The following is an 18,967-nucleotide window of genomic DNA, read 5'->3' as shown; positions in this document are numbered from 1 at the left end:
TTGCCTCCGGAGTTGCCTCCGGAGTTGCCTCCGGAGTTGCCTCCGGAGTTGCCTCCGGAGTTGCCTCCGGAGTTGCCTCCGGAGTTGCCTCCGGAGTTGCCTCCGGAATTGCCGGAGTTCCCGGAGTCCCCCGAATTTCCGGAGTTCCCCGAATTCGCTGACGTGTTGTGCGACGAGCCGCCGTTCTGATTCCCGTTCCCGGTCGATCCGCCGTTTCCGGAACCGTTCCCGTTCGATCCAGCCGAACTGTTGGACCCACCCGAGGCGTTCGATCCACCCGAGCTGTTGGACCCATCCGAGCCGTTCGATCCTCCGCCGTTGCCGGAGTTCCCACCGTTCGGATTGAGCGTCGAATCGATTCTGTTGCCGCCGCTCACCGGCCCGTTGGTGCCCAGGTTCGGCCCGCCGAGGTTCGGCGTGTCGATGCCGGGGGTGTTGAACGCGTTGGTCACCCGGTCGCCGAGCTTGGACGCGCCGTGGTCGGTCGCGCCGCCCAGGCCACCACTGGCGAACGTCTCCCAGTTCACCGGACCGCCGGTGGCCAGCGTGCCGGCGACCTCGGCGCTCACGTTGGAGGCGAGCGAGGTGGTGACACCCTTGATGCCCAGCTCGGCGCCCTCGCCGAAGACCTTCTTGCCGAGGCCGTTCACGCCGATCGCGGCCAGACCACCGGCCGCGCCGCCGCCCGCGGCCAGCGCGGTCTGCTTGATCGAGTAACCGTCCTGCGAACCCCAGGTCATGTGAATGAACTGGGAGATGATGTCGTCGCGCACCTCGGAGAGTGCTTCGAGGGCGACGTTCTTGAGCAGCCGGCGCACCATCGACGCCTCGATCCGGCCCAGCATCCGGCGCAGCACCTGCATGAACGAGAAGCGCAGCGCGGCGGTCGAGGCCGCGGCGGTTCCGGCGGTGATGCCGAGGGTGATCGGGGCCGCCGCGATCTGGGCCAGGATGGCCGCGCCCTGGATGGTCGCCATCGTGACGAACTCGATCTTGGTGGCGTAGATGGTGTCACTCGTGTCGTCCGCCGCGCCGCCGAGCGCCTTGGAGGCCGCTTCCAGGGCCGGGAAGAACGCCTTGTCGCCCTTGCTCAGCTTGTCCCACATCCGAAGGAAGGCTTCCATGCCTTTGCCCTCGTTGGCGGCGTTGAGATTGGTGACCGCCGCGGCAAGGTCCCCCGCGACCTTGGCGAGTTCACCGGCGGCGTGCTCCCACGCATTGCCCAGCGCCTCGCACTTGTCCTCGTCGCCCTCCGGCCAGTCGACACCGACCAGGAGTTCGAGGACCTTCTCGACGATCTCCCCCGCTTCGACCGCCATCAGGCCTTGCCGCCGAAGGTCTCGCGGTTGTGGTCCTCGGTCTTCTGATAGTTGGCGGCGGACGTGTCCAGAACCTTGCCGATCTCCCCGAGACCCTTGGCGAGCGCTTCGAGCGCTTCGAGCACCTTGTCCCGGGCGGGCTTGTACTGCTTCGCGAACCCGTTGCCCAGATCGTCGTCGCCCCAGCACTCGCCGAGGCCCTCGATGGACGTCTTGAGCGTCGCTCGTATCTCACCGACGCGCCTTCCCGCGTCGGTGAAGGCCTTGCCCGCCGTCTTGAAGTCCGAGGGAAGGGCCTTGTATCCCGTACCCGCGTCCGCCGTCATGTGAGAACACCCCCGTGTTCCGTGTCTCTCTGGCTGTCGCACGGCCCCCGGCAGTTTCCGGACAGGACGTCTCCCGGGGGCATGAAGGCAAGACACTAATTCACGATTCGTCGGAGTGTCACGTTTCCGGGGGCCGACGTTCCGTATCGAACGTCGGCCCCCGGAAGGTGTGTCACCTGCTATTCGGGGACAAACCAGACGGTGGCCAGCGGGGGCAGCGTCATCAACGCGGAGGCCGGTCGGCCCTGCCACTCCACGTCCTCGGCCAGGATCTCGCCCTGGTTGCCCACGTCGGCTCCGCCGTAGCCGTCCGCGTCGGTGTTGAGCACCTCACGCCAGCGGCCCGCGTGCGGCAGACCCACCCGAAAGCCCTCGCGGACCACCGGGGAGAAGTTGCACACACAGAGCAATTGATCGCCGGCCGCGCCGTGTCGGATGAACGACAACACATTGGACGCCGCGTCGCCACCGTCGATCCAGGAGAAGCCCTCGGGGCGGGTGTCCTGCGTCCACAGCGCCGGCTTGCCCCGATACGTCGCGTTGAGGTCGCGGACCAGCCGCTGGATGCCCCGGTGCTCCTCGTGGTCCAGCAACCACCAGTCCAGGCCGCGGGCCTCGGACCATTCGGCGCCGTGGCCGAATTCCGAGCCCATGAACAACAACTGCTTGCCCGGATGGGCCCACATGAAGCCGAGGTAGGCGCGCACGTTCGCCATCTGCTGCCACCGATCGCCCGGCATCTTGTCCACCAGCGAGCGTTTGCCGTGCACCACCTCGTCGTGGCTGATCGGCAGGATGTAGTTCTCGCTCCAGGCGTACATCAGCGAGAAGGTGATCTCGTTGTGGTGATGTTGCCGGTGGATCGGCTCCTTCTGGATGTACTCCAGCGAGTCGTGCATCCACCCCATGTTCCACTTGAAGCCGAAGCCGAGCCCGCCGCCGTCGGTGGAGCGGGTCACCCCGTCCCACGCGGTGGACTCCTCGGCGATGGTCAGCACGCCGGGCACCCGCCGGTACAGCGTCGCGTTCATCTCCTGCAAAAAGGCCACCGCGTCCAGGTTTTCCCGGCCGCCGTGTTGGTTCGGCGCCCACTGGCCGTGTTCGCGCGAGTAGTCCAGATAGAGCATCGAGGCGACCGCGTCCACCCGCAGCCCGTCGATGTGGAACTCCTCGCACCAATAGACCGCGTTGGCGACCAGGAAGTTGCGCACCTCGTGGCGGCCGTAGTCGAAGACCAGCGTGCCCCAATCGGGATGTTCGCCCCGACGCGGATCCGGGTGCTCGTACAGCGGCGTCCCGTCGAACCGGGCCAGCGCCCACGCGTCCTTGGGGAAGTGCGCCGGTACCCAGTCCACCAGGACACCGATGCCCGCGCGGTGCAGCGCGTCGACGAGGTGGCGGAACTCGTCGGGGCTGCCGAACCGCGACGTGGGCGCGTAGTACGAGGACACCTGGTAGCCCCAGGACGGCCCGTACGGATGTTCGGCCACCGGCAGTAGTTCGACGTGCGTGAAGCCCATCTCGGCGACGTAGGCGGGCAACTGCTCGGCGAGTTGGAGGTAGCTCAGGCCCGGTCGCCACGAGCCGAGATGGACCTCGTACACGCTCATCGCCGAGGTGTGGTGGGTGACCTCGGCGCGCTTGGACAACCACTCCTTGTCCGACCACGAGTAGGTCGAGGTGTGTACGACCGACGCGGTGGAGGGCGGCAGCTCGGTCGCGAAGGCCAGCGGGTCGGCCTTTTGCCGGGACACCCCGTCCCGGCCGAGGATCTCGTACTTGTACTTGGTGCCGTCGCCGACGTCGGGGACGAACAGCTCCCACACCCCGGACGAGCCGAGGGAGCGCATCGGGTGCCCGATGCCGTCCCAGTAGTTGAAGTCGCCCACCACCCGCACGCCCTGCGCGTTCGGCGCCCAGACCGCGAACGAGGTGCCGGCGACCGGCCCGTTGGGGGTCTCGTACGAGCGCACATGCGCGCCGAGCACATCCCATAGCCGCTCGTGCCGGCCCTCGGCGATCAGGTGTATGTCCAACTCGCCCAGGGTGGGCAGGAACCGGTACGGGTCGTCCGTGTGCAGTTCGGTGTCCTCGTAGCGAACCTCCAGCCGATAGTCGGGCACCTGCGCACCCGGCAGCACGCCGGTGAACAGGCCCTCCGCCTCGTGGGTCAGTTCGACCCGGCGCTCGCCGGTGACCACGATCACCTCGCCGGCCCACGGCCGCAGCACCCGCACCACCACGCCGTCGACGCCGGGCACGTTCGGGTGCGGGCCGAGCAACGCGTGCGGATCGTGATGACCGCCCTCCACCAGGCGGCGCAACTCGTCGGCGGCCAGAGGCGGCACGACCGGGCCGGCGGTCGGGCGGGATCGGGGGCGCTTGTCCCGACGCTGGGTGGGGCGGCCGGTGACCCCGCCGCCCTCGGGTGACGCGCTGATGTCCTGACGGGCCGTCACGGCTGGGACCTCCTGGGACGTTGGTGCTGAACGGGAATCCACGGATCGTCAGTGCGGCTGCGGCGCACGTTCGGCCAGGCGCCGGATCGCCGACATCGGAACCGGTAGCCACGAGGGTCGGTTGCCCGACTCGTACATGACCTCGTACACGGCCTTGTCGGTCTCGAAGGCCCGCAGCAGCACGGGCTCGGAGTGTGGGTCGAAGGAGCCCGCGTCGGCGTATCCCGCACAGAAGGCTTCCCGGTTGCGGGTCGCCCATTCCTCCGCACGGCGCACCAGATGCGGCGCGGGCGCCCCGCGACCCCAGAACCCACCACCACCGGCCAGCAGATGCCGGGCCGCGTAGTCGAACGAGCGCAGCATCGCCGCGATATCGCGCAGCGGCGAGTGCAGGGAGCGCCGTTCGCTCAGCGGCCGGGCCGGTTCGCCCTCGAAGTCGAGCAGCACCCACCGGGTGGCGGTGCGCATCACCTGGCCGAGGTGGAAGTCGCCGTGGATGCGCTGCAACGGGACCGGATGCCCGTCCCGGCCCAGCGTCTCCAGGTCCCGGTACGCCTCGCACAGCCGGTCGGTGAACGGCGCCAGCTCCGGCACCGCCTCGGCCGCCGCGTGCAATCGGCGCTCCATGTCCCGGGCGATCGCGGCCAGCTCCACCTCGCCCGCCACCGCCGTGGGCAGCGAGCGGGCCAGGTCGGCGTGCACCTCGGCGGTGGCCGCGCCGAGTCGGAAGGACTCGCCGGCGAAGTCGCCACCGGTCTCGTGCGCGTGCGGACCGGCGCCGCGCACCTCCTGGCCGGCGTACAGGTCGCGGACCGAGGTCTTGGCGAGTTCCCAGCCGTCGGTGCCGGTGCGCAGGTATTCCTGGAGCAGGCCGAGCGTGGTCGGCTCGGCGTGCCCGTCCGGGAAGGGCATGTCGAACCACGCGATCGGCGCCGGGATCCGCCGCGAACCCGCGCCGGCCAGCGCGAGCGAGACCTCCAGGTCCGGATTGACCCCGGGTACCACCCGCCGGAACAGCTTGAGGATCACGTCGTCGCCGAAGATGATCGACGTGTTCGACTGCTCGGCGCCGATCACCAGGCCGACGTGCTCGGGGTCGGGGGTCTGCGCGCCGGGGCGGTGGAAGGCCAGCGGGCCCGCGGTGTCCGCCGCGACGAAGCGTTCCGGCAGCCACCGGGTCAGTTCCGCGTCGTGCACCGCGTCGTAGATGCTGTTGCCGTTGGGCAGCCGGCCGATCAGCGCGTGCGTGAGCCGGCCCGGCAGGGTCTCGCGGACCCCCAGCAGGAGTTGATAGTGCTCGGGTGTGCCGCCGTGCTCGACCCGCAGCAGCACGTGGTGCAGCGCGGGGTCGCCGGAGACCACTTCGAGACTGTGGACCACGCCGGCCCCACGAAGAGGCCGGCCCTTGCCGGCGAACCATCTCTGCTGCGGCAGCCAGTCGCGCAGCAGAGCGATCACCGCGGAGGCAGTCGGATCGTGGGGTCGGGTGGAATCCGTCACAGCGTCATTTCTCCACGGGTGAGGCGGAACCAATAGAAACCGTGCCCCGCGAGGGTGAGCAGATACGGCAGCTCACCGATCGCCGGGAACGTCACCCCCCCGAGCAGCTCGACCGGTTCGTACGTCTCGAACTGCCGCAGATCCAGCTCGGTGGGCTGGGCGAAGCGCGAGAAGTTGTGAACACACAGCACGATGTCGTCCTCGTATTCGCGAAGGAACGCCAGCACGCTGGGATTGGACGAGGTCAGCTCGTTGTACACACCGAGCCCGAAGGCCGGGTTCTGCTTGCGGACCTCGATCATCCGGCGGGTCCAGTGCAACAGCGAGGAGGCGTTGGACATCTGCGCCTCGACGTTGGTGACCTGGTAGCCGTAGACCGGGTCCATGATGTTCGGCAGGTACAGCCGACCCGGGTCGCACGTGGAGAAGCCCGCGTTGCGATCCGGGGTCCACTGCATCGGCGTGCGCACACCGTCGCGGTCGCCGAGCCAGATGTTGTCCCCCATGCCGATCTCGTCGCCGTAGTACAGGACGGGCGAGCCCGGCAGCGACAGCAGCAGCGCCGTGAACAGCTCGATCTGGTTGCGGTCGTTGTCCAGCAACGGCGCGAGCCGACGGCGAATGCCCACGTTGGCCCGCATCCGCGGGTCCTTCGCGTACTCCTTGTACATGTAGTCGCGTTCCTCGTCCGTGACCATTTCGAGGGTGAGCTCGTCGTGGTTGCGGAGGAAGATGCCCCACTGGCAGTTGTCCGGGATGGACGGCGTGCCGGCCAGGATCTCCGAGACCGGGTAGCGCGACTCGCGGCGCACCGCCATGAAGATGCGCGGCATCACCGGGAAGTGGAACGCCATGTGGCATTCGTCGCCGTCGCCGAAGTAGTCCACCACGTCCTCGGGCCACTGGTTGGCCTCGGCCAGGAGCACGGTGTCCGGGTACTTGTCGTCAATCTCCTTGCGCACCCGCTTGAGGAACTCGTGGGTCGCGGGCAGGTTCTCGCAGTTGGTGCCCTCCTGCGCGAACAGGTAAGGCACCGCGTCCAGCCGGAACCCGTCGATGCCCAGGTCCAGCCAGAACCGCAGCCCGGCGAGCATCTCCTCCTGCACGCGCGGGTTCTCGTAGTTGAGATCCGGCTGGTGGCTGAAGAAGCGGTGGAAGAAGTACTGCTTGCGCACCGGGTCGTAGGTCCAGTTGGAGGACTCCGTGTCGACGAAGATGATCCGGGCGTCGCCGTACGCCTTGTCGTCGTCGGCCCACATGTAGTAGTCGCCGTACGGTCCGTCGGGGTTGTTCCGCGACTCCTGGAACCACATGTGCTGATCGCTCGTATGGTTCATCACGAAGTCGATCACCACCCGCATGCCACGCTTGTGCGCCGAGTCGACGAACTCGACGAAGTCGGCGAGGTCGCCGAACTCGGGCAGCACGGCGGTGTAGTCGGCCACGTCGTAACCACCGTCGCGCAGCGGCGAGGCGAAGAACGGCGGCAACCACAGGCAGTCGACGCCGAGCCACTGGAGATAGTCCAGCTTCTGGGTCAGGCCCTTCAGGTCGCCCACCCCGTCCCCGTTGCTGTCCTGGAAGGACCGCACGAGGACTTCGTAGAAGACGGCTCGCTTGAACCACAGGGGATCGCGATCCCGCGACGGGGTGTCGTCGAAGGTGTCGCGGACGGGTTCGTTGACGATCACGGGCTGTTCCTCCGGACCGAGAAGAGATGCGCGGGTTCGTGCGCGGGATCCAGCCGCACGTAGTTGTGCCGACCCCAGCGATAACCGGCTCCGGTGAACTCGTCCTGCACCGCGAAGGTGTCCTGCCAGTCCAACCCGAGGGCGGGCAGGTCCAGGGCGACGGTCGCCTCGCGTGTGTTGTGCGGATCCAGGTTCACCACGACCAGGACCAGGTCGTCTACGTCACCCACACGGGTGCGCTTGGAGAAGGCCATGACCGCATCGTCGTCCACGTGATGGAAGGTCAGGTTTCGCAGACGTTGCAGGCTCGGGTGACGTCGGCGCATCCGGTTCAGCGTGGTGATGTACGGCGCCAGCGAGCGGCCCTCGCGTTCGGCACCGGCCCAGTCGCGCGGGCGCAACTGGTACTTCTCCGAGTCCTGATACTCCTCGCTGCCGGCCTTGACCGCCAGATGCTCGTACAACTCGAAGCCCGAGTAGACGCCCCATGACGGGGACAGCGTGGCGGCGAGCAGGGCCCGGATCCTGAACGCGGCCCGCCCGCCGTACTGCAGGTAGGCGTGCAGGATGTCGGGCGTGTTCACGAAGAAGTTCGGCCGCATGTACGCGGACGCCTCGCCCGTGGTCAACTCGGTGAGGTACTCCTGAAGTTCGTCCTTGCCGTTGCGCCAGGTGAAGTACGTGTAGGACTGCTGGAAGCCGACCTTGGCCAGCGTGCGCATCATCGCCGGTCGGGTGAACGCCTCGGCCAGGAAGATCACGTCCGGGTCGGTCGCGTTGATCGCGGCGATCACCTGCTCCCAGAACATCACCGGCTTGGTGTGCGGGTTGTCCACCCGGAAGATCCGCACACCGTGCGCCATCCAGTACCGCAACACCCGCAGCGTCTCGGCGACCAGGCCCTCGAAGTCGGCGTCGAAGTCGATCGGGTAGATGTCCTGGTACTTCTTCGGCGGGTTCTCCGCGTAGGCGATGGTGCCGTCGGCGCGGTGCCGGAACCACTCGGGGTGCTTCGCAACCCACGGGTGGTCGGGGGACACCTGGAGCGCGAAGTCCAGCGCCACCTCCATCCGCAGTTCGCCCGCCCGGGCCACGAACGCGTCGAAGTCCTCGATCGTGCCCAGGTCGGGGTGGATCGTGTCGTGACCGCCCTCGGGCGAGCCGATCGCCCACGGCGAGCCGGGATCGTGCTCACCGGCCTCGAGCGTGTTGTTGGGCCCCTTGCGAAATGCCTGGCCGATCGGGTGAATCGGGGGCAGGTAGACCACGTCGAAGCCCATCGCGGCGATCTGCGGCAGGCGCCGCATCGCGGTACGGAAAGTGCCGCTGCGCGGTGGGCGGTTGCCGGTGGGGTCCACGACCGCGCCCTCGGAGCGCGGGAAGAACTCGTACCAGGAGCCGTACAGCGCGCGTTGGCGCTCGACCCGCAGCGGATAGCGGGCCGACGTGGTGAGCAACTCGCGCAGCGGATGCGCGGCCAGCACCTCGTCCAGCGTGGCGGAGCGCGCCGCGGCCAGCCGTTCGGCGGGGCTGCGCGTCTCGTCCCGGACCGCGTCCACCGCGGCCAGCACGACCGCCCGCAGGCCGTCCTTCTTGGGCACGCCGTCGGCGGCCCGCTCCAGCAACTGCGCGCCCTCCTCCAGCATCAGGTCGACCTCCAGGCCGGCCGGGATCTTGATGCCGGCCGCATGTCGCCACGTGGCGATCGGGTCGCCCCACGCCTCGACCGCGTAGGACCACAGGCCCTCGCTGGTCGGCGTGATGCTCGCGTGCACCCGGTCGGTCCCGGGCGCGCCCGGAAGCATCGGGGTGAGCGCGCCCGTCCGGCCGCGCGGATCGCGCAACACGATGCTCGCGGCCACCGCGTCGTGGCCCTCGCGAAAGACCGTGGCGCCCACGTGGAACGTCTCGCCCGGGACCGCCCGGGCCGGCCGGGTGCCGCCGTCGACAGCCGGTTCGACGTCGAGGATCGGGATGCGCCCGATGCGCGGCGTCACCGGTTTGGCCGATTTCCCGGCCCGCATCGGCGACTTGGTGGCAGCGGCCGGTTCGGCGACGGCGCGGTTCGCCGGCCCCGGCCGCACCGCGCCCGCCTCGGTCGTGGCCGGGCCGGCCGCCGGTGGGCCGGCCGACTCGGTCGCGGGCCCGGCGGCTCGCGGCTTTTTGGCGGTCGTCTTCCGTGCCGCGGCCTTGCCGGCCGCGACCTGCCCCGCCCGGGGTGCGCGGGCGCCCCCGGGGTCCTTCTCAGCCGAACTGGTCATGCCGAACTCCTGTACCCACGGACGGGCATCCCGTGCGCGTCGCGCGCGATGCACCCGTACGGAAACCCACTCGATACCCCGATTGCCGGACCCGGGAGTGGCGGAAAACCGACCCGGCGGCGACCGGTGGGATCGCTCGGGTCCACCACTCACCGCTGCGCGGCGGCCATTGTTCGTGACGCGACCACCAGGCGGGGACCGGGCGGGGCCCGTCCCGCGACCGCGGACGGCGGATGTCTGGTGTGTCCGCGGTACGCCGGGACGGAAGGACCCGGCTGTTCAACGATCATCAAGTCGCTCGGGGTACGGTCCATATGGTGTAAAAACGCCCCCAGACCCATCCGCAAGATCTTGCCGACTTTGCAAGCGCACTGCATCCACTGTCGCAAGTTCTGCCGCCTTCCGGCTAGGGTCGCAGCGTGAGAGCAATCCGCAGATTCACCGTGCGTACGGTTCTGCCCGCTCCGCTGGAGCCACTGGGTGAACTGGCGATGAACCTCCGCTGGTCCTGGCACGCGGAGACCCGCGACCTGTTCGAGTCGATCGATCCGGACACCTGGGCCTCGGTCGGCCGGGACCCCGTCCGCCTGCTCGGCACCGTGCCGAACGACAAACTCGGCGCCCTTGCCGACGACCGCCGCTTCCTCGCCCGATTGCGGGTGGCGGCCGAAGACCTGCACGAATACCTGACCGGACCTCGTTGGTATCAAACCCTCTCGGAGCCGGGCACGGCTCCGGATTCGCCGCCGGCGGCGATCGCGTACTTCTCGCCGGAGTACGGCATCACCGCGGCACTTCCGCAGTACAGCGGCGGGTTGGGCATCCTCGCCGGCGACCACCTCAAGGCCGCCAGCGACCTGGGTGTGCCGATCGTCGGAGTCGGCCTGATGTACCGCCACGGGTACTTCCGACAGTCGTTGTCCCGGGACGGTTGGCAGCAGGAGCGCTACCCGCTCCTGGACCCCAACGAGTTGCCACTGACCCTCCTTCGGAGTGCCGACGGTGCACCCGCACGGGTGGTCATCGCACTCCCGACGGGTGAGTTGCACGCGCGGATCTGGAAGGCCCAGGTCGGCCGGGTGCCACTGCTGCTGCTGGACTCGGACATCGAGGAGAACGAGCCCGCCGAACGCGAGGTGACCGACCGGCTGTACGGCGGCACCAGCGAACACCGTTTGCATCAGGAGATGCTGCTGGGCATCGGTGGTGTGCGGGCTTTGCGGGCCTTTTGCGAGATCACCGGTCATCCCGCGCCGGAGGTCTTCCACACCAACGAGGGCCACGCCGGCTTCCTGGGCATCGAGCGCATCCGCGAGTTCACCCAGGCCGACGGACTGGACTTCGACGCGGCGCTGGAAGCCGCCCGGGCGGGCACGGTGTTCACCACGCACACGCCCGTTCCGGCCGGTATCGACCGGTTCGGACGCGACCAGATCCAGCGGCATTTCGGCGGCGACCTCGCTTGTCCGGGGGTTCCGGTGGATCGGGTCCTCGCACTGGGCGCGGAGACCTACCCGGACGGCGATCCGGGCGTGTTCAACATGGCCGTGATGGGCCTGCGGCTCGCCCAACGGGCCAATGGCGTGAGCGAGTTGCACGGACGGGTCAGCCGGGGCATGTTCGACGGCCTGTGGCCGGGCTTCGACATCACCGAGGTACCGATTACCTCGATCACGAACGGCGTACACGCGCCCACGTGGGTGGATGCCGACGTGCTCGACCTGGCCGGCCGCGAAGCCGGCGTCGAACTCGCCGAGGATCCCTCGGCCTGGGCGGCGATCGACCGGTTGTCGGCGGGCTCGGTGTGGGAGCTGCGCCGGACGCTGCGCGCCAAGCTGGTCACCGAGGCCCGTTTGCGGCTGCGCGCGTCCTGGAAGCAACGTGGCGCGGGTGACGCGGAATTGGGCTGGATCGAGAACGTGCTCGATCCGGACGTGCTGACCATCGGGTTCGCCCGTCGGGTGCCGTCCTACAAGCGGCTCACCCTGATGCTGCGGGATCCGGCCAGGCTGCGCAAGATGCTGCTGCACCCCGAGCGGCCGGTGCAGATCGTGATCGCGGGCAAGGCGCACCCGGCCGATGAGGGCGGCAAGCGGCTGATCCAGGAACTGGTGCGGTTCGCCGACCGCGAGGACGTGCGGCACCGGATCGTGTTCCTGCCGGACTACGACATCGCGATGGCCCAGCACCTGTACCCCGGGTGCGACGTGTGGCTGAACAATCCGCTGCGGCCGCTGGAGGCGTGCGGCACCTCCGGGATGAAGGCCGCGCTGAACGGGTGCCTGAACCTGTCCATCCTGGACGGGTGGTGGGACGAGTGGTACGACGGCTCGAACGGGTGGGCGATTCCGACGGCCGACGGGATCACCGACGTCGACCGCCGCGACGACCTCGAGGCGGGGGCGCTGTACGACCTGATCGAGAACTCGGTCGCGGCCCGGTTCTACGACCGGGGGCCCGAGGGCCTGCCGACCCGATGGCTGGAAATGGTCCGGCACACGCTGGCCACACTCGGCCCGAAGGTGCTCGCGGACCGGATGGTCAAGGACTACGTCGACGTGCTGTACGCGCCGGCGGCGCTGTCCGGCCGGGCGATCACCGGCCGGGCCGCGCGGGAGTTGGCCGAGTGGAAGGCACACGTGCGGCGGTCCTGGGCCGGCGTGCGGGTCGATCACGTGGAGTCGGGTGGGATAGGGGACGCCCCCGAGGTCGGCAACACGCTGAACCTGCGGGTCCTCGTCTCCCTGGGCGCACTCGCGCCCGCCGACGTCGAGGTCCAGGTCGTGCACGGCCGGGTCGACAACGCGGACCGGATCGTCGACGGCACGGTGGGCCCGCTCAAGGCGGGCCGCCGGGACGAGCACGACCGCCGGCTCTACGAGGGCTCCTTGGCCCTGGACCGGACCGGCCCGTTCGGTTACACCGTCCGGGTGATGCCGACCCACCCGCTGCTCGCCGGCCCGGCCGAACTCGGCCTGATCGCGGCACCTCCGGAGAGCGAGGGCTTCGCGGAGGGCATGCCGCTGCGCTGAAAGTGGTGACCGGATCGCCTGCGGGCCCCACCGTCCTTCGTGGCGGTGGGGCCCGAGGCGTCTCACCGGGCGGCCGGCGCAGGTGCCGCGTCGATCCGCGTGCCTTGCCCGCGGTGTGCCGGCCGAACGAGCGGCCCTCGCATGTGCGTTGCGGCCTCGTCATCCGCCTCGCGGACGGCCGACTCCCGGATACGGTTCCGCGCCGGGGAGGGTGATGCACCTCATACCGCCGAGGCGAGACGGTGAGGGTGGGAAATGTCGTCGTCCCCCTTGGTAGCGCAGCGACTTAGGGAGATCCATGCCGACGACGGCAGCAGGGGCGACATCCGGTTCGGACGCACGGAGACCTCGCTCGCGACGACGGATACGCAGGGCCCTGCCGGCGCTCGCGGTGTGTGTCGCGCTCCTGGGTGCGGGAGCGTGTGGCGGGGGCGACGACAAGAAGACCAAGAAGGACGACAAGGTCGAGCCGGTCTCCCAGACCAAGGCACCCGGCGGCGACGGCGCGCCGAAGACCTCCCAGGCGGTGGTGACCATCGTCCCGAAGGACGGCGCGACCGCGGTGGCCACCGACGGCGCGCTGAAGGTGAGCGCGAGCGCCGGGAAGCTGACCCAGGTCACCGTGACCGGTTCCGAGGGCGGCAGGCCGGTCGAGGGCACCATCGCACCGGACGGGGCCAGTTGGGTGCCGTCGGCGGCGTTGCAGACCGGTACCAAGTACGCGGTGTCGGCGACCGCGACCGACGCCGCCGGGCTGGTCTCGGCGCTGCAATCCTCGTTCACCACGCTGACCCCGGCGAACACCAATTACGGCGTGTTCGAAATCGCCGCGAACGAAACGTACGGCGTCGGCATGATCGTGTCGCTGGAGTTCACCAAGCCGGTCCAGGACAGGGCGGTGGTGAACCGGTCGGTCACCGTCACCTCGGAGCCCGCGGTCGACGTCAAGGGTCACTGGTTCGGCAACCAGCGGCTGGACTTTCGCCCGGAGAAGTACTGGGCGCCCGGCACGAAGGTGACCCTGCACCTGGACCTGGACGGTAAGCAGACCTCCCCGGGTGTCTACGGAATGCAGAAGAAGGACGTCACCTTCACCGTCGGCCGCGCGCAGACCAGCGTCGCCGACAACACCGCGCACACGCTGACCGTCACCCGCGACGGCGCGGTGCTCAAGAAGCTGCCGGCCAGCCTGGGAGACCCGGAGAACGCCACGTACAACGGCAAGATGACCATCATGTCCAAAGAGCCCACGGTGCACATGAACTCCCAGTCGGTGGGCCTGGCCAAGGGCGTGTACGACATCCCGGACGTCCCGCACGGCATGCGGCTGAACGTCACCGGCACCTACGTGCACGGCAACTACTGGCGCGACCCGCCGCCGTTCGGCAAGGAGAACACCAGCCACGGCTGCGTGAGCCTGCAGGACGTCAAGGGCGGCGGCGACCCGAGCATGGCCGCCGCGTGGTTCTACAAGGAGTCGCTGATCGGCGACGTGGTCGAGGTGATCCACTCGCCCGACAAGGTGATCGCCCCGGACAACGGCTGGAGCGGCTGGTCGATGGACTGGGCCGGCTGGACGGCGGCGAGCTGATCGGCCCGATCGTTCGCTCGTCGGACCGCGCCGAATCCGCGGAGCGCGTACGCCCGAAGGGGGCGGTGCCGGGTCACCGGCGCCGCCCCCTTCGGGGTGTTCGTGGGGTTCGTGTCCCTCTCGGTCAGCCGTGCGGCTGGTCCGGGCGGTAGTGCTGCTGGTACGGCTGCCCCGGGTAGGGCTGCTGCGCCTGGTAGGGCTCCTGTCCCTGGTACGGCGCGGGCCCGTAGCCGCCGGCCATCTGCGGCTCGGTCACGAGCGTGCGGTCCGCATCCGGGTGGCCGTATGCCTCGGGCGCGCCCGTCCCACCGCCGTGCCCTTTGGCCTTGCCGCCTCGGCGCGGCCACCACAGGCCCCGACCCAGGATCGCGGCGATCGCGGGCACCAGCACGATGGAGAGCAGCATCGAGGAGAGCAGGATGCCGACCGCGGTGGCGAAGCCGATCTCGGCGGTCGCCGGGCTGGCCGCCAGGCTGGCGAAGGAGCCGGCCAGGACGAGACCGGCCGTGGCGATCGCGGGTGCGGTGTGCTCGACCGCCTTGGCCACGGCCTTGCGGGCCGGGATGGGCTTGTCCATCTCCTCGCGGAGCCGGTCGCTCATCAGGATGTTGTAGTCGGTGCCCAGCGCGACCACGAACAGGAAGAGCACCAGCGGCAGGGTGAAGGAGATACCGGGCCGGTCGAGCATGTGCTGGAAGACCAGCGTGCCGGCGCCGAGTGTGGCCACGAAGCCCAACCCGACCGCGAGCATCAGCACGAGCGGCGCCAGCAGCGAGCGCAGCAGCAGGAACAGGATCAGCGCGATCAGGATCGCGGCGACCGGGAAGACCAGCTTGAGGTCCTTGTCCACCGCGCTCGACACGTCGGCGAAGATGGCCGCCGTTCCGGTGATGTGCGCCTCGGCGCCGTTCGGGGTGTTCTTCGCGATGGTGCCCCGGACCGGGCCGGTGATCAGGTCACGCGCCGCCGAGGAGTCGGCCTTTGCGGCCAGGAACACATCGATCCGAGCGGCCGAACCGTCCGGGTTGAGGACCGGCTTGGCGACCTGGCCGACGCCCTCGACCTTGCCCAGCGCGCCGGTCAGCCCGGTGAGCGAGCGCTCGTCGAGCTTGCCGCCGGCCTTGGTCTGCACGTAGACGGTGTGCGGGTCGGACACGCCCGCCGGGAGCGAGCGGGAGATCTCGTCGGCGGTCCGGGTCGCGTTGGTGGTGGGCTGACCCTCCTGGTCGTAGCTCATCTTGACGCCGACCGCACCCGCGCCGAGCGCGCCGAGCAGGACCAGGCTGCCGACCAGGTAGCGCACCGGACGGGCGCTGACCTTCTCACCCAGACGGGCGGCGAAGCCCGCCGGACGCTCCTTCTTCCACGCACGGGCCGGCCAGAACATCCCCCGACCGGTGACCGCGAGCAGTGCGGGCATCAGGGTCAGGCTGCCGAGCAGGGCCACCAGCACCGAGACCGCGATGGCCGGGCCGAGCACCTTGAACTGACCGAAGCTGGCGATGCCCAGGGTGGCGAACGCCGCCACGATGGTCAACGCAGCGCAAGTGATCGCGTTGCCCACCCGACCGGCGGTGATCGCGGCGGCCTCGCGCTTGTCCATATCCGGGTTGGCGCGCAACTCCTCACGGAAGCGGAACATCAGGAACAGGAAGTAGTCGATGCCGATGCCGAGCAGTACGACGGTGATCAGCGACGGCACGGACGGGTCCAGCTTGATGTCCAGGAGCTTCGCGCTGCCGGCCACCGCGCCGGTGGCCACACCGCTGATCATCACCACCGCGAGCAGCGGCAGCAGAGCGGCCAGGACACTGCGGAAGACCAATACGTTCAGCAGGACGATGAGACCCATCGTCAACATGGCGACGAGAGCCTCGGTGTCCTTCTCCTCGTCCAGGTTGTCGACCGTGTTCGCGAGACCGCCGGTGAATCCGACCCGGAATCCGGCGGCCTCGTAATCGGTCTTCGCCAGATCACGGGCGTCCCGGTAGACGTCCTGGAGGCCGACGTCGTTCATATTCCCGCTCAGTGACAGCGAGACCAGCTGGAACGTCCCGTCCGGGGCGACCACCCCGACGGTGTAGCGCGGCGTCTGCGAGAAGTCCTTGGCGAATTGCTCCGGCTCCGCCTTGATCGGCTTCTTGGCCAGCGCAGCCGAGGTGTCGGCGATCTTCCTCTGGTCCGCCGGGCCGATCTTGGCGCCGTCCGCACGGGCCACCAGGACGGTCACCATATTGGGATCGGGCTTTTCGTCGAACTTCTTCTCGGCGATCTGCAGAGCCGCCGCCGAGTCGTATTTCTTCGGCAGGAAGTCGCCGGTGGAGGAATCGGTGACGCTGTTCATCAACGGGGTTCCGACGGCGGACAGCGCGAGACCGAAAACCGCCCAGACGATGATGGTCATCCATCGATGACGAGTGGCGAACGCTGTTGTTCTACGGATCATTTTCCTTCTCCGCCGTCGGGTCGAAACGCGGGAGCTCGATACGGGAACTCCGGATTGACTCAAGGTCATCACGCGTGGCCCCCTTCGGGCATCGACCGGGGGAACGGCTGTGGACCGGGACCTCGGTCCGGGAGTACCGCGCAACCAGGACTCCGGTCCGGGGCCGGGGATCGTCTGTGAAGCGGTTCAGGAATGGGGGCGGAGAGGATGGAATGGGTCGATGAGCCGCGTGTCGGCGCGGGCCGGGTCCGCGATCGGCACGACGGCCGGCACCCCGGTGCCGGGTGCCGGCGCCGGGGGAGACGCCGAGCCGGTGGCGGCCGAACGGACTGCACGAAACCACGAAGGAGGCCTTCGGATGGGCGCCGACCATCGCTCAGCGGCCGAGGGGGGCGTGTTCCTCGTCGTCGAGCCGAGCCTCGCGACGCCGGCGACCCTCGCCGGTCCCGCGCCGGCCGACCCGGGGCCGCCGACCGGACTGCCGCGGCCGGCCGGACGCCGGGTCCGAGCCTTCCCATGGCGACGCAACGACCTGCTGATCGCGCTCGGGTGCGCCGCGGCCGACGTCACCTCGTTCCTGTCGTCCGGGCACGGCGGCGGTCGGCACCTGCCCGTGCTCGCGCTGCTGTTGCTCGTGGCGGGCGGCGCGTCGACGATCATGCGCCGGCGGTATCCGGTGCACGTGCTCGGCGCGGTGGCCGCGCTGTACCTGGCGCTGGTGCTGGTCACGCCGACCGCGTACAACTTCGGCCTGCCGCTCACGGTGGCGCTGTACTCGGTGGCCCGCTACCGCTCCCCCCGCGTGGTCGCCGCCGCCGGGGCCGCGACGCTGGTGAGCCAGGTGGTGTGCGGAGTTCGGATCGGATGGTCGCTTCCGATGGCGACGCTCGCCGATCTGACGGCGATCTGTGTGGCGAGCGCGGCCGGCATCGGGGTGCGCAGGTGGCAGGACCAGATGGAGCTGAACCGAGGGTTGCTGGCGGATCGGGCGGTGGCCGAGGAGCGCCGGCGGATCGCGCGCGAGCTGCACGACATCGTGGCGCACCACATCACCACGATGTACCTGATGTCCGGCGGTGCGCGGTCCACCCTGGATCGTGATCCGCAGGCCTCCCGGGCCGCGCTGGTCACGCTGGAGTCGTCCGGCCGCACGGCGCTGCGCGAGATGCGCCAACTGCTCGGCGTCCTGCGCGGTTCGGACGTCGCCGAGGAGGCACCCTCGGAACCACAGCCGGGGGTCACCGAAATCGACCGGCTGATCACCGAGTCGCGCGCGGCGGGCCTGCCCGTCGAGTACGAGGCGCTCGGCGAGCCGCGTCCGCTGCCGTTGACCACCGCGCTGACGCTGTACCGGATCGTGCAGGAGGCGCTCACGAACGCGCGCAAGCACGCGGGCAACGCGCGCGCCTTCGTGCGACTCGAGTACGGCTCGGACCGGGTCACGGTGGAGATCTGCGACGACGGCGACGGCGGTGGGTCGACGATGGCGGGCGGCGGGTACGGTCTCGTGGGCATGCGTGAGCGCGTCGCCGTGCACTGCGGCACGCTGGAGGCGGGCAGGCGACCCGAAGGCGGGTACCGTGTGGCCGCCGTCGTGCCGTTGCCGCCGATGGAGCCAGGAGAGGACTGAAATCCGGATGAGCGTGGACGTGCCCCCGATCACCGTGCTGCTCGCGGATGATCAACCCCTTGTGCGTCGGGGCCTGGCCCTGATTCTGCGCTCGGATCCCGGCATCGAGGTGATCGGCGAGGTGGGCGACGGTGCGCAGGCCGTCGAGGCGGCGCACCGACTGCACCCGAACGTGATCCTGATGGACATCCGGATGCCGGTGCTCGACGGCGTCAAGGCCACCGCGCGGCTGACCGAGGAACTGCCCGAGTGCCGGGTGCTCGCGCTGAGCACGTTCGACATGGACGAGTACGTGGTGGGCGCGCTGCGTGCGGGCGCGATCGGCTTCCTGCCCAAGGACGTGTCTCCCGAGGACCTGATCGCGGCGGTCTACACCGTCCACCTCGGCGAGGCCGCGGTCGCCCCGCGACTGCTGACCCGGCTGATCGAGTCCTTCGTCAAGGCCCCCTCCGCCCCGCAGCCCTCGACAACCGCCCTGCGCGACCTGACCCCGCGCGAGGTGGAGGTGCTCCGACTGATCGCCGCGGGTCTGGACAACGCCGAGATCGCCCAGGCGATGAGCATCGGCGTGCAGACCGTCAAGAACCACGCCACGGGCCTGTTCGCCAAACTCGGCGTCCGCGACCGCGCCCAGGCAGTCGTCTTCGCCTACGAATCCGGCGTGGTCCAGGCGGGGCGGACGCCGTAAGGAGGGTTTCCCGGCGGATGGGAC

The 18,967-nt window shown here is 69.5% G+C and carries 10 protein-coding genes and 1 pseudogene; 4 read left to right on the top strand and 7 right to left on the bottom strand.

Annotated elements, in window-relative coordinates; genetic code table 11:
• The 6 genes and pseudogenes from ABZS54_RS07410 to ABZS54_RS07385 form a co-directional block, all read right to left on the bottom strand.
• Nucleotides 1–1,319 (bottom strand): annotated as a pseudogene (locus ABZS54_RS07410) (hypothetical protein); the annotation flags it as partial.
• On the bottom strand, nt 1,319–1,645 hold the full coding sequence (locus tag ABZS54_RS07405) for a WXG100 family type VII secretion target (RefSeq protein ID WP_355532034.1): 327 nt from the start codon (nt 1,643–1,645) through the stop codon (nt 1,319–1,321). The gene ABZS54_RS07405 and the pseudogene ABZS54_RS07410, both read right to left, overlap by 1 nt.
• A gap of 179 nt (nt 1,646–1,824) precedes the next feature.
• Entirely contained in the window at nt 1,825–4,104 is a 2,280-nt protein-coding gene (gene glgB / locus ABZS54_RS07400; protein ID WP_355532032.1) for a 1,4-alpha-glucan branching protein GlgB, read from the bottom strand.
• 48 nt (nt 4,105–4,152) lie between these two features.
• Nucleotides 4,153–5,604, bottom strand: coding sequence for a maltokinase (locus ABZS54_RS07395; protein ID WP_355532030.1), 1,452 nt, complete (start codon nt 5,602–5,604; stop codon nt 4,153–4,155).
• Nucleotides 5,601–7,295, bottom strand: coding sequence for a maltose alpha-D-glucosyltransferase (gene treS, locus ABZS54_RS07390; RefSeq protein ID WP_355532028.1), 1,695 nt, complete (start codon nt 7,293–7,295; stop codon nt 5,601–5,603). The genes ABZS54_RS07395 and treS overlap by 4 nt, the downstream gene beginning before the upstream one ends.
• Nucleotides 7,292–9,319, bottom strand: coding sequence for an alpha-1,4-glucan--maltose-1-phosphate maltosyltransferase (locus tag ABZS54_RS07385; protein ID WP_355532085.1), 2,028 nt, complete (start codon nt 9,317–9,319; stop codon nt 7,292–7,294). The genes treS and ABZS54_RS07385 overlap by 4 nt, the downstream gene beginning before the upstream one ends.
• 656 nt (nt 9,320–9,975) lie before the next feature.
• Here ABZS54_RS07385 and glgP point away from each other — a divergent pair.
• Nucleotides 9,976–12,588: an alpha-glucan family phosphorylase gene (gene glgP, locus ABZS54_RS07380; protein WP_355532026.1), complete on the top strand. Its 2,613-nt coding sequence runs from the start codon at nt 9,976–9,978 to the stop codon at nt 12,586–12,588.
• Between the two features lie 391 nt (nt 12,589–12,979).
• Entirely contained in the window at nt 12,980–14,179 is a 1,200-nt protein-coding gene (locus tag ABZS54_RS07375; RefSeq protein WP_355532024.1) for an Ig-like domain-containing protein, read from the top strand.
• Between the two features lie 124 nt (nt 14,180–14,303).
• Here the strand turns inward: ABZS54_RS07375 and ABZS54_RS07370 are convergent, their stop codons facing one another.
• Nucleotides 14,304–16,583, bottom strand: coding sequence for an MMPL family transporter (locus ABZS54_RS07370; protein WP_355532022.1), 2,280 nt, complete (start codon nt 16,581–16,583; stop codon nt 14,304–14,306).
• A gap of 400 nt (nt 16,584–16,983) precedes the next feature.
• Here ABZS54_RS07370 and ABZS54_RS07365 point away from each other — a divergent pair, with 400 nt between their 5' ends.
• Complete coding sequence (locus tag ABZS54_RS07365; protein ID WP_355532020.1) at nt 16,984–18,255, top strand: sensor histidine kinase; 1,272 nt, start codon at nt 16,984–16,986, stop codon at nt 18,253–18,255.
• A 7-nt stretch (nt 18,256–18,262) separates the two neighbouring features.
• Nucleotides 18,263–18,943 carry a response regulator transcription factor gene (locus ABZS54_RS07360; protein WP_355532018.1) on the top strand — a complete coding sequence of 227 codons (681 nt, stop codon included), beginning with the start codon at nt 18,263–18,265 and terminating at the stop codon, nt 18,941–18,943.
• Nucleotides 18,944–18,967 lie beyond the last annotated feature (24 nt).

The sequence above is a fragment of the Embleya sp. NPDC005575 genome, assembly GCF_040605455.1.
GTDB lineage: Bacteria > Actinomycetota > Actinomycetes > Streptomycetales > Streptomycetaceae > Embleya.
Note: the sequence above shows the minus strand (reverse complement) of the source record. Positions and strands in the feature narration are given on the sequence as shown.